The organism is Acinetobacter sp. SwsAc5 (assembly GCF_013391485.1).
GTDB classification, from domain to species: domain Bacteria; phylum Pseudomonadota; class Gammaproteobacteria; order Pseudomonadales; family Moraxellaceae; genus Acinetobacter; species Acinetobacter towneri.
The window spans coordinates 167,465-179,302 of sequence record NZ_JACAXD010000001.1 but is presented as its reverse complement, the minus strand read 5'-3'; the positions used below and the strand labels follow the sequence as shown (position 1 = coordinate 179,302).

The following is an 11,838-nucleotide window of genomic DNA, read 5'->3' as shown; positions in this document are numbered from 1 at the left end:
CGCATAATAGTCGCTCTTCAAACAGAGCGACTTTTTTTATGCTAATTGAATATTTTTGATAGACTAAGCAGACACGGCAGTTTCTAGTAAAAAGGATGCAATGAGCAGCATATTTGATTTAAAAATCACCGTACAGCCAGAACATATTGATATTTTAGGGCATGTCAATAATGTGGTGTATGTGCAGTGGATGCAGGATGTAGCATCGGCACATATCGAAACATTAGGTTTAGGGGTGCTGGAATACTTAAAACTAAAACATGCGATGGTGGCGGTGGAACATCATGTGCAATATCGTAAAGCGGCACTCGAAGGTGAGGAGCTGATTTTGCGTACATGGTTAAGTGATTTGAATGCGCTGTATTCATTTCGTCAGTATGCATTTTATCGCCCGCAAGATAAAAGCCTGTTATTTATGGGTAGCACACAATGGGCATGTGTGGAAATTGCCACAGGCCGTCCAAAGCGTATGTCACCTACCTTTACGCAAGCTTATCAGCCACTGGCTGCAGATGTTAATCCTTTAGATTTTAGTGCTTATGATTAGTCGAGAGATAAGTTAAGTACCGAGTGTGCTCTAGTTGGGTATTACGATTCGTTATATCTTGAGGTTTTTAAGATTCATAAAGTATTTAAATCTACACATAAAATGTCTAAGTCTGCTGTATAAAACGAAAAAACTAAAGGGCAGCAAAAGGAACTCATTATTATGGATACATTGAAAAATCCATCTGCTATAATCCTTCGCAATTTCTATTCGGCTTTTGCTCTGCATGAATTTTAATGTGCAGAGCGTGTTATTTTTCAAGGTAACCCATGGCGCAAGCTAAAAAAACTGTTGATATTAAAAACATCCGTAACTTTTCGATCATTGCCCATATTGACCATGGTAAATCGACTCTAGCAGATCGTTTCATTCAAACCTGTGGTGGTTTACAAGATCGTGAGATGCAAGCTCAGGTGTTGGATTCTATGGAGCTTGAGCGTGAGCGTGGGATTACTATTAAAGCCACCTCAGTGACTTTATACTACAACCATCCAAATGGTCAGGAATACCAGTTAAACTTCATTGACACCCCAGGACACGTTGACTTTTCCTATGAAGTATCACGTTCTTTGGCAGCTTGTGAAGGTGCGCTATTGGTAGTCGATGCGGCACAAGGGGTAGAAGCGCAATCAGTTGCAAACTGCTATACCGCAATTGAGCAAGGCTTAGAAGTTTTACCTGTACTGAATAAAATTGATTTACCGCAGGCAGAACCTGAGCGCGTGATTCATGAAATTGAAGAAATTATTGGTATCGAAGCGCAAGATGCACCCACCTGTTCGGCTAAAACAGGTTTAGGCATCGACAATGTTCTAGAAACTTTGGTGAATGTGATTCCAGCACCACAAGGTGACCGCGAAGCACCGCTACAAGCTTTAATTATTGACTCATGGTTTGATAACTACTTGGGCGTTGTGTCTTTGGTGCGTATCAAACAGGGTCGTGTGCGTAAAGGCGACAAGATGTTGATGAAATCGACAGGTCAAACGCACATCATCACATCTGTGGGTATTTTTAATCCAAAACATACTGAAACAGGTGTTTTAGAAGCAGGCGAAGTGGGCTTCGTAATTGCAGGAATTAAAGACATTTTTGGTGCACCAGTGGGTGATACCATCACGCTTGCAACCACACCAGAAGTTGAAACATTACCAGGCTTTAAAAAGGTGAAACCGCAGGTCTATGCAGGTTTATTCCCGATTGATGCCAGCGATTTTGAACCTTTCCGTGAAGCACTGCACAAGCTACAAATTAACGACTCAGCGTTGTTCTTTGAACCAGAAAGTTCAGATGCCTTAGGCTTTGGTTTCCGTTGTGGCTTCTTGGGTATGCTACACATGGAAATCGTACAAGAGCGTTTAGAGCGTGAGTACGATTTAGACCTAATTTCATCAGCTCCAACGGTTATTTATGAAGCTGTGATGAAAAATGGCGAAACGGTTTATATCGACAGTCCATCTAAAATGCCTGATGGTTCAACTGTAGAAGATTTGCGTGAACCGATTGCGGAATGTCATATTTTAGTGCCGCAAGAATACTTGGGTAACGTCATGACCCTATGTATTGAGCGTCGTGGTGTGCAAAAAGACATGAAATTCTTGGGTAACCAAGTGTCTATTACTTTTGAAATTCCAATGGCAGAAGTCGTGATGGATTTCTTTGATAAATTGAAGTCATGTTCACGTGGTTTTGCATCGTTAGATTATAACTTTGTGCGTTTTGAAAGTTCATCTTTGGTTAAAGTAGATGTACTGATTAACGGTGAAAAAGTTGATGCCTTAGCGATGATTTGTCACCGTCAGGATGCACGTCACCGTGGTATTGCCTTGGTTGAAAAAATGAAAGACTTGATTCCGCGTCAAATGTTTGATGTGGCTATTCAGGCTGCCATTGGTGCACAAATTATTGCGCGCTCAACCGTGAAAGCGATGCGTAAAAACGTACTTGCGAAGTGTTATGGCGGTGACGTTTCTCGTAAGAAGAAACTGCTTGCCAAGCAAAAAGAAGGTAAGAAACGTATGAAGCAAGTGGGAAGTGTTGAAATCCCGCAAGAAGCTTTCTTGGCCGTACTTAAAGTCGAACGCTAAAATTATAAGGATAACAAGCCCATGGATTTTGATTTTAATTTGATTCTCGTTCCTGCCACATTATTTTTTATTGCGGTGTGGCTGCTCGATAAATTTGTATTTAAACAAAGAGCGACGAAAGGGCGAGGCAATGAAAACTTCATTATCACATGGGCTTATGATTTTTGGCCTGTTTTGGCAGTGGTGATGGTACTGCGTTCATTCCTGTATGAACCATTTAATATTCCGTCAGATTCTATGGTGCCAACCTTAGAAACGGGCGATTTTATTTTGGTGAACAAGTTTGAATATGGCGTGCGTTTGCCAATTATTAACAGCAAAATTATAGATGTGGGTTCGCCTGAGCGTGGCGAAGTTGCGGTGTTCCGTTATCCACCACAACCAAGCATTAGTTATATTAAGCGTATTGTCGGTTTACCAGGCGATCATATTGTTTATGATCATGGTCAGCTGAGCATTAATGGCGAGAAAGTAACGAAAACCCCAATCCAGTTTAGCCGTGAAAAAGACAGTCTAGATACACCTACTTCAATTTACCATCAGGAAACTTTAGGGGCGCATACATTTACCATGCGCGAGCTTGAAGGTGTAAACGTGGCGCGTCAGGCACCATTCCTGAACTATGTAGACAATGGTAAATATTCAGCAGAAAATGGTTTATATTGGGAAGTCAAAGTACCTGAAGGTCATTACTTCGCGATGGGGGATAACCGCGATCAAAGTGCTGACAGTCGTTTTTGGGGCTTTGTACCAGAGGAAAACCTAACAGGCCGTGCATTCTATGTCTGGATGCATAAAGAACCTGGGTTTAATTTGCCGTCATTTAGTCGTAACGGCAAAATTGATTAATAAAGCAGATTAGGAAAATAAAAAATGCGTCATCAACAAGGGGCATCCTATATTGCAATTTTAATTGCAATTATTGGTTTTGCATTTATGGCAAAAGTAGCAGTTGCAGTTTGGGCACCATATTTCGATGATCGAATGTTGGACAATCAAATTGAAGAACAATTGTTAAATGGGCCAAAAAATCTATCACCACAACAGTTTATTGGTGAAATGGACAAGCGTTTAAGCATGAACAACATTCGCGATATTAAATTTGCAGATGTGGCTCAAGTGACTAACGTCGATGGTTTAGAAGTGAAAAAAGAATATGAAATAAGAAAACCTTTCTTATTGAATATTGATATTGTAATGAAGTTCGAGAAAAGTTTTGATCAAAGCTCAGTCCAAGCTAAATGAGACCCGTCTAGCCAGCCGAATCGGTTATCAGTTTAAGCAACCTGAATTGCTTAAATTGGCTTTGACTCACCGCTCGGTGAGTCATAAACACAATTACGAACGTCTGGAATTTCTAGGCGATTCGTTGTTGGGAATGATTGTTGCCAATTATTTATATGTGGCTTATCCACATGAAAATGAAGGGCGTTTAACGCGCATGCGGGCAACACTGGTGCGTCAGGAAGCCTTAGGTAAAATTGCCAATGATTTAAAGCTCAGCCAAAATTTAATTCTCAGTACAGGTGAATTGAAATCTGGTGGTCATCATCGTGAGTCTATACTGGCGGATACCGTAGAAGCGATTATTGGCGCCATTTATGTCGATAGCGGTGATTTGAATTTGCTGCAAACGATTGTGCTAAAATGGTATAGCCCTTATTTAGATCATATTGAGCCAACCGATCAACTCAAAGACCCTAAATCACGCTTACAAGAGTATTTACAAGCACGTAAAAAACCTCTCCCGGTTTACGAGGTTGTAGATATTCAGGGCGATGCACCGAATCAGCATTTCATTGTGGAATGCCGAGTCGATAGTTTGCCTGTAATGAAGGGTGAAGGTTCAAGCCGTCGCTTTGCCGAGCAGGCAGTTGCGGCAGATATTTTAAAATTCTTGGAGCAAAAGTCTGAATGACCATCCATTCCGATCACGTAGATGCTGATCACGAGTCGAATAACGACGCCAATGACCTAATTAACCAATTCTTTAGCGGTCAGGGAACTGAAATTCCATCTGATTTCCGCAGTGGTTTTGTTGCGATTGTTGGTCGCCCGAATGTGGGTAAATCAACCCTCATGAACCATTTGTTAGGTCAAAAACTATCCATTACTTCACGTAAGCCACAAACCACACGTCACAAAATTGTGGGAATTGATTCACGTGAAAAATCTCAGGCTGTGTTTGTAGACACACCAGGGATGCATAAAAAAGAAGTCCGTGCCATCAACAAAATGATGAACCGTGCTGCATCGTCTGCTTTGCGCGATGTGAATTTGGTTTTGTTTGTGGTGGATGCACAAAAATGGACGCAAAATGATGAGTTAGTCCTAGAAAAGCTGAAAAATGCAGAAATGCCAGTGATTCTGGTGATTAACAAACTCGACACTTTTGAGAATAAAAATCAGGCTTTGCCGATTATTCAAGAACGTGCCAAGTTAATGAACTTTGCCGAAATTGTACCTGTATCGGCATTGCGCGGCGCGAACCTAGATCATTTGCGTGACACGATTGAACGCTATTTGCCATTCCAGCCACCGTTGTATTCGCTAGATCAAATCACAGACCGTTCAGAACGTTTCTTGGCATCTGAAATTATCCGTGAAAAGATCATGCGCCAATTGGGCGAAGAACTGCCTTACGATTTAACCGTGCAAATCGAATCATTTAAAACTGAAGATGCGGTTTTAAATGAAAAAACGGGTCGTATGAAAGCACCATGTACCTATATTGATGCCACTATTTTTGTAGATCGCTCTGGTCAAAAAGCCATTGTGATTGGTGAAAAAGGCGCGAAGCTGAAAAAAATTGGTATGGATGCACGGGTCGACATGGAAAAAATGTTCGAGCAAAAAATCATGCTGACGCTTTGGGTGAAAGTCAAAGGTGGTTGGTCTGATGATGAACGTGCATTAAAAAGCTTAGGATATAGCGATATCTAAGTTTGACGAAAAGGGAACTGTGATGATGAAAGTGTTGGCCATTGTGGCATGTATGTTTGTCTTGCAAGGTTGTATTCACAAAGTTGTGACAGTTCCCGTAAAAGTTGCCTACAAAACTACAAAGGGTGTGGTGAAAGGCACTGCTGCTGTAGTTGGTGCTGTCATTCCAGATGGTGATGACGAAGAAAAATCCAAACAAGAATCCTCTAAAGAACAGGATTAATTGACGCTATCATGCGTAATGAAATCTTGCATGGTTATTTAATCCATCATCGAAAATACCGCGAACGTAGCCATATTGTGCACTTATTTACCCGCGAACATGGGCGGGTTGATGGTATTTTAAGACAAATGCCACCGCCACAATATCAACCGATTCGCATACAAGCTTCGGGAAAATCAGACCTTAAAAATTTCACCAAGCTGGAAATTGTCAATCAACCGGTTTTCTTCTTTGGTGATGCATTTTTTTCAGGCTTTTATTTAAATGAAATCGTGCTGCGCTTATGTTCTGCCGAAGTGGAAATGCCAGAAACTTTTGTGCAATATCACCAGACTTTGGCGCATTTACAACACTTATCTAGTCAAGAAAATCCCAATCTATTCTTAAGACAAATTTTACGTCAGTTTGAACATGCATTATTGGAAGAATTAGGCTATGCGATTGATTTTTCAGTCGATGCGAACCAAGAGCCAATTCAGCCCAATCTACATTATCATTTTCAACTGAATGATGGTTTTATCCCTACCGCACAAGCATCACGGGCTAACTTAGTCGGTACACAGATCCTCAGTATGTGCGACTATGAAAAAGGTAGGGATTTTAACCCAGAGCAGTTACAATTACTGTCTCGGCTGTATCGACAAATGATTAGTTCACTGTTGGGTGATCGACCTTTAAAAAGTCGCCAATTGTGGATTCAGAATTCTCAAACCCAAGCGTAATGTAGGAACCTATTATGGCTTTACTCGGTGTCAATATTGACCATGTGGCAACTTTAAGACAAGCGCGTGGCACGAACTATCCAGACCCTGTGAAGGCCGCATTAGTTTGTGAACAGGCGGGTGCAGAGGGGATTACTTTGCATTTGCGTGAAGACCGTCGTCATATTCAGGATGATGATGTGCGTCGTATGCGTCCGTTGCTAAAAACTCGTATGAATTTGGAAATGGCAGTTACTGAAGAAATGATCGAGTTTGCCAAAGAAATTCGTCCACAGCATGTATGTTTGGTACCTGAGCGCCGTGAAGAAGTAACCACTGAAGGTGGTTTGGATGTAGTAGGCAATTTTGCAGCAGTTAAGGCCGCTACTCAGGAATTAACAGCAATTGGCTGTGATGTGTCACTGTTTATTGATGCAGATCTTGCACAAATTGATGCGGCCGTTGCATGTGGTGCACCGACCATTGAAATTCATACAGGCGCGTATGCCAATGCAGAAAATGAAGCTGCACAGCAAGCCGAATTGACCCGTATTGTTCAGGGCGTAGAATATGCAGCTAGCCGTGGCTTAGTGATTAATGCAGGGCATGGCTTGAACTTGGACAATGTAGGTGCAATTGCCGCTATTCAACACATCCATGAGTTAAATATTGGTCATGCTTTAATTGGTGATGCTGTATTTGTCGGCTTGGAACAGGCTGTTAAACGCATGAAAGCTGCGATTGATGCAGCGCGTTAATCTGCATATTTAAAATTGAAAGATAAAATTTGAAACGTTATGTCCAGCATAAATTATGATGAATTGATGCAGCCTGTGATAGCATTTTTAGGCTGCGAAACACCCAAAGAATGGTTGAACGAAGCATTAAATAATTTAGATATTTTGATGCAAGATCATGCTAACTGTGAGAAAAAAGCAGCAGGCACAGCCATGAATCTGATGTTTCGTTACAGCTTTTTTACCGATTTGCAGGTCAAACTGGCACAGTTGGTACGCGAAGAAATGCTGCATTATGAGCAGGTGCTAGAGTTCATGGCAAAGCGTGGGCAAATGTGGCAGGGTTTAAGTGCAGGGCGTTATGCAGGCGGTTTACGTAAAGAAATCCGCACCTATGAACCCGAAGCATTGATTGATGTTTTGGTGATTGGTGCCTTTGTAGAAGCACGTTCATGCGAGCGGTTTTATGCGCTAGCACCACTGGTGGATGAAGAATTAGGTAAGTATTACCGTTATTTGCTTAAATCAGAATCACGTCATTATGAAGACTATTTAGCACTGGCTTTGGATGTTGCAAAAACGGAAAAACTGAAAAACCCTGAAGAAGATATTCAGGGACGAATTCAGCATATACGTGAAGTGGAAAAGAATCTGATTTTAAGTCCAGATGATTTGTTCCGTTTTCATAGTGGCGTGCCTGTGCAAGCCGCTTAAAACTTGTAGATGATCTAAGATAGAAAACGGAACTTCGGTTCCGTTTTTTTATCAATCAAGTTATTGCTTAGGTATTTTGATTGTGGATTGTTGCCTAAGTCACTTAGAAATGATCAAGGCTAAGATTAGGAATTACATTAAGCTGAATTGCCCAAAACAGTTACATTCATCTTTTTGAACGATTAAGGCATGAATCGCTGCTTGGTTATTTACAGACCACATTATCCATAAATTTTAGGCAATAAAAAACCCAAGTCGTTATGCTTGGGCTTTTTAGAATTTGGCTCTCCCACCTGGGCTCGAACCAGGGACCTGCGGATTAACAGTCCGTCGCTCTACCGACTGAGCTATGGGAGAATCTGAATGCGATTATAAGCAGATTTAAGCAAGGGTCAAGCATAAATTGTCATGTTTCTTTCATTTTGACTTTATATGCTTTTTATTTGAACAAAAAACAAAATTTTATTAAAAAATCACCCACAAGACTTGCGTTACACAAAATCGGTTGTTAGTCTGAGTGACAGAACAAAGCGTTTAAGTAGCATCTTAAACAGTGTGGATTTAACCCAACTTGCCAGCACTAAAATGGCTAAATCGGAGTAAGCGAATGAATACGCTCAGCATTTCTGACATTTTTTCTCAATTTTCTTATTATCAAGAACATTATCTTTCTATCTTGTCTACGCCTGAACAATACTACACTGCTGTAGAAGGCGCGTTTATTCATGTCTGGCCTTTGGCACCTCAAGATTTGTATTTGGGCGATTTATTGCAGTTGTGGTTTAGTGAAAAATGGCTCATTCAATCGACCTGCCAATTGCTTTCAGACCATCCAGACAACGGCACAAAAAAACCATTGCAGCGTGATCATGATTTGTATTTGTACCAACTGGCGGGCAGCGCGCTTTCGGGGAGCAACCGTTCACGCGTGTGGTCTGTGTCTGAACAAAAACAATTGCGTGTAGAATTAGACTCTGCTTTTCGCTATTTATGTGAATATAAAGCGACAACTCAACCTGTAGTGTCTAAATCAGAGTTGATCGCAGCATTGAAAAACAGTATCTAATCTAAATAGTATTTAATCTAAGATGATTTATCATTTCAGCCAAATAGATTTGTATTGAATTGAGCGAAATGACTTGCACTAAAATAGTGTTCTAAACTGCGATAAAGATTTGCGAACAGCTTGAAAAGGATATTCAGCCGTGTGGATTAAAATATGCATTGCCATGCTCGCATTTGCTGCAAATTCCTTGCTGTGTCGTTTGGCATTGGCTGAACAGCAAATTGACCCTATTAGTTTTAGTTTGCTCAGGGTTGGCAGTGGAGCAGTGTGCTTAGGACTGTTCTATGCTGTTTTGCAGGTTCAACAACCAATTCAATTCCAATGGAAATCTGCACTCAGCCTTGCTGTATATCTGCTCGGTTTTTCGTTAGCATATTTGCATATAGACGCAGGCATAGGCGCATTGATTCTATTTGGCGCAGTGCAAATCACCATGATCAGTTATGCGATTTTGCATGGTGAGCGCATGACTTTGCCGCGCTGGGTCGGGTTAGGTTGTGCTATATTGGGGATGGGTTTGTTGCTATTGCCTGAAGCCAGTACGCCAACGTTCAAATATGCATTGATGATGTTACTGGCAGGTATTGCATGGGGTTTTTACAGTATTGCTGCAAAGACGATGCAGCATGCTTTAACTAATACTCTGTCTAATTTCATTCTGGCGACACCACTTGTTGCTGTATTTTTTCTTTGGCATTTACCTGAAAGTTTTATCACTTGGCAGGGTGTGGTTTTGGCAGTGTTGTCGGGTGCATTGGCTTCGGCTGGCGCGTATGTGTTGTGGTACAGCATTGTGAAAAAAATTGATCACATTACCGCAAGTACTGTGCAACTTTCTGTACCGTGTTTGGCGATTTTAGGCGGTGTGATTTTTTTAGGTGAACAACTCACCCTGTTGATGGTCGTGGCAACCTTGATCGTGTTGTGTGGTATTTTGATGGTGATTTTAACCAAACCTCGTGTATAAAACCGTTTAGATTGCTGTTGTTTTGATTTTTTTGTATTGGAATTTTTATATCAATCAAGAAATGATCTTGAGGCTTTTTAAAAGCGTTATTTGTGATCTCTCTCCTCAGAAATGAGGAAAAATGATGAGTGAAAAAACGTAATTAAAACAAAAACCCACGGTTCAATCGTGGGTTTTGTTCATCTAAACAGGTTTAGATTATTTGGCAGCTTTTTCAGCTTCGATTGAAGCAATCGCTTCATCTACACCTTCAATTGATTCTGCTGCTTTTTTGATACGTGCAAGCGCATCTACAAGCACTTCGTCTGCAGTTGCATAAGAAATACGCATGAAACCGCCTAAACCGAACGCATCACCAGGAACAACGGCAACACCAGTTTCTTCCAATAACCAAGCAGAGAATTCTGTGCAAGATTTTAAGCCTTTCGCACGAATCAATGGTTTGATGTTTGCATACGCATAGAATGCGCCATCTGCAGGTAAGCAAGAAATACCTTTGATGTCATTCAAACCATTTACAACTAAGTCGTGACGGCGTTTGAATGCTTCAACCATTGGCTCAAGTACGTCTTGTGGGCCGTTCAATGCAGCTTCTGCAGCAACTTGCGAAATAGAAGTTGGGTTAGAAGTCGATTGAGATTGAATTTTCTTCATCGCACCAATTAGTTTAGCAGGGCCCGCTGCATAGCCAATACGCCAGCCAGTCATTGCATAAGCTTTAGACACACCGTTTAATACGATTGTGCGGTCATAAAGGTCTGGTGCAACTGTTGCGATGTTATAGAACTCATCATCCCAACGGATTGGTTCATACATATCGTCAGATGCAATGAATACTTCAGGGTATTTACGTAGTACAGCAGCCAAAGCTTCTAATTCAGCTTTGGTGTAGATCATACCTGTAGGGTTAGATGGGCTGTTTAACACCACTAAACGTGTTTTGTCAGTGATCGCAGCTTCTAATTGTTCAGGCGTGATTTTGAAACGTTGTTCTTCACCACATTCCACAATGACTGGCACGCCTTCAGCAATAATCACCATATCTGGATAGCTTACCCAGAACGGTGCAGGGATAATCACTTCATCACCCTTGTTTAACAAAGCCAACGCCAAGTTAAAGAATGATTGCTTACCACCACAAGACACCAAAATTTGGTTCGCTTGGTAGTCAAGATTATTGTCACGTTTTAATTTTGCGATAATGGCTTTTTTAAGACCAGGCGTACCGTCAACAGCAGTATATTTTGTAAAACCGTTATTAATTGCTGCAATAGCTGCATCTTTGATGTGTTGTGGTGTATCGAAATCCGGTTCACCTGCACCCAAACCAATAACGTTATGACCCGCAGCTTTAAGTTCAGCGGCTTTATTGGTTACTGCAAGTGTTGGGGACGGTTTGATGGCATTGACACGATCAGAGAGACGTACGTCCACGGCATATTCCTTCTTATAGGGATAAAAAAATAAAAAGCATATTATCTTAGCCTAAATTCGATGTCTGCGTCGTTTAAAATTGCATCAAATTAATAAAAAATCACCAAATTAGACCAATTTCCTATGAAATCGTGATTAAAACTGCTGTGAGGTGGAAGTTTCTCGCATCGGGCGGCAAAAAACTTTAAAATAGTCCAAATTTTATAAGAGTGATGGTCATGAGTAAGCAGCAGCCTACTTCAAAAAAACCATTGGTGAATCTCCCATTCCCAATGCCAAACACAGCGCAGGATAATGATCAGGCGGTACATAATTCGGTGCGTCCTAAACCTGAGCAATATGCGGATAAGACTTGGCCACCGCCACGTGGTACTCGTCGTTCGATGGGTAAGCGCTAAAAAAAATGCCACAATTACGTG

The 11,838-nt window shown here is 41.2% G+C and carries 14 protein-coding genes and 1 tRNA gene; 13 read left to right on the top strand and 2 right to left on the bottom strand.

Annotated elements, in window-relative coordinates; genetic code table 11:
* Nucleotides 1–100 precede the first annotated feature (100 nt).
* The 10 genes from HYG89_RS00885 to HYG89_RS00840 all read left to right on the top strand — a co-directional run bounded on the left by HYG89_RS00885 (nucleotide 101) and on the right by HYG89_RS00840 (nucleotide 7,952).
* On the top strand, nucleotides 101–547 hold the full coding sequence (locus HYG89_RS00885) for a thioesterase family protein (protein WP_178865625.1): 447 nt from the start codon (nucleotides 101–103) through the stop codon (nucleotides 545–547).
* Nucleotides 548–816: 269 nt separating this feature from the next.
* Nucleotides 817–2,634, top strand: a complete 1,818-nt coding sequence (lepA, locus tag HYG89_RS00880) for a translation elongation factor 4 (protein ID WP_178865622.1) — start codon at nucleotides 817–819, stop codon at nucleotides 2,632–2,634.
* A gap of 21 nt (nucleotides 2,635–2,655) precedes the next feature.
* Nucleotides 2,656–3,483 (top strand): signal peptidase I, encoded by an 828-nt coding sequence (lepB, locus tag HYG89_RS00875; protein ID WP_004971724.1) that lies wholly within the window; start codon nucleotides 2,656–2,658, stop codon nucleotides 3,481–3,483.
* Between the two features lie 24 nt (nucleotides 3,484–3,507).
* Nucleotides 3,508–3,879, top strand: coding sequence for a DUF4845 domain-containing protein (locus HYG89_RS00870; protein ID WP_178865619.1), 372 nt, complete (start codon nucleotides 3,508–3,510; stop codon nucleotides 3,877–3,879).
* Nucleotides 3,851–4,552, top strand: a complete 702-nt coding sequence (gene rnc / locus HYG89_RS00865) for a ribonuclease III (RefSeq protein WP_004971722.1) — start codon at nucleotides 3,851–3,853, stop codon at nucleotides 4,550–4,552. The genes HYG89_RS00870 and rnc overlap by 29 nt, the downstream gene beginning before the upstream one ends.
* Nucleotides 4,549–5,577 carry a GTPase Era gene (era, locus tag HYG89_RS00860; protein WP_004971721.1) on the top strand — a complete coding sequence of 343 codons (1,029 nt, stop codon included), beginning with the start codon at nucleotides 4,549–4,551 and terminating at the stop codon, nucleotides 5,575–5,577. The genes rnc and era overlap by 4 nt, the downstream gene beginning before the upstream one ends.
* A gap of 22 nt (nucleotides 5,578–5,599) precedes the next feature.
* Entirely contained in the window at nucleotides 5,600–5,800 is a 201-nt protein-coding gene (locus HYG89_RS00855) for an NF038104 family lipoprotein (RefSeq protein WP_019837686.1), read from the top strand.
* A gap of 8 nt (nucleotides 5,801–5,808) precedes the next feature.
* Nucleotides 5,809–6,522 (top strand): DNA repair protein RecO, encoded by a 714-nt coding sequence (gene recO, locus HYG89_RS00850; RefSeq protein ID WP_178865723.1) that lies wholly within the window; start codon nucleotides 5,809–5,811, stop codon nucleotides 6,520–6,522.
* Nucleotides 6,523–6,533: 11 nt separating this feature from the next.
* Nucleotides 6,534–7,259, top strand: coding sequence for a pyridoxine 5'-phosphate synthase (pdxJ, locus tag HYG89_RS00845; RefSeq protein WP_026438307.1), 726 nt, complete (start codon nucleotides 6,534–6,536; stop codon nucleotides 7,257–7,259).
* A gap of 39 nt (nucleotides 7,260–7,298) precedes the next feature.
* Nucleotides 7,299–7,952 (top strand): tRNA-(ms[2]io[6]A)-hydroxylase, encoded by a 654-nt coding sequence (locus tag HYG89_RS00840; RefSeq protein ID WP_178865616.1) that lies wholly within the window; start codon nucleotides 7,299–7,301, stop codon nucleotides 7,950–7,952.
* A 281-nt stretch (nucleotides 7,953–8,233) separates the two neighbouring features.
* Here HYG89_RS00840 and HYG89_RS00835 read toward each other — a convergent pair.
* Nucleotides 8,234–8,309, bottom strand: a tRNA-Asn gene (locus tag HYG89_RS00835).
* 250 nt (nucleotides 8,310–8,559) lie between these two features.
* On the opposite strand from HYG89_RS00835, the gene HYG89_RS00830 reads away from it, so the two are divergent.
* Both HYG89_RS00830 and HYG89_RS00825 read left to right on the top strand, forming a co-directional pair.
* A complete protein-coding gene (locus tag HYG89_RS00830) occupies nucleotides 8,560–9,018 on the top strand; it encodes a hypothetical protein (RefSeq protein ID WP_154320886.1) in 459 nt (152 codons plus the stop codon).
* Between the two features lie 139 nt (nucleotides 9,019–9,157).
* The gene (locus tag HYG89_RS00825) at nucleotides 9,158–9,985 is read left to right on the top strand and encodes a DMT family transporter (RefSeq protein ID WP_096901096.1); all 828 of its coding nucleotides are present in this window, start codon (nucleotides 9,158–9,160) and stop codon (nucleotides 9,983–9,985) included.
* 198 nt (nucleotides 9,986–10,183) lie between these two features.
* Here the strand turns inward: HYG89_RS00825 and HYG89_RS00820 are convergent, their stop codons facing one another.
* Nucleotides 10,184–11,419 carry a pyridoxal phosphate-dependent aminotransferase gene (locus HYG89_RS00820; RefSeq protein ID WP_004971708.1) on the bottom strand — a complete coding sequence of 412 codons (1,236 nt, stop codon included), beginning with the start codon at nucleotides 11,417–11,419 and terminating at the stop codon, nucleotides 10,184–10,186.
* A 218-nt stretch (nucleotides 11,420–11,637) separates the two neighbouring features.
* Here HYG89_RS00820 and HYG89_RS00815 point away from each other — a divergent pair, with 218 nt between their 5' ends.
* On the top strand, nucleotides 11,638–11,817 hold the full coding sequence (locus HYG89_RS00815) for a hypothetical protein (protein ID WP_004971707.1): 180 nt from the start codon (nucleotides 11,638–11,640) through the stop codon (nucleotides 11,815–11,817).
* The last annotated feature ends 21 nt before the right edge of the window (nucleotides 11,818–11,838 follow it).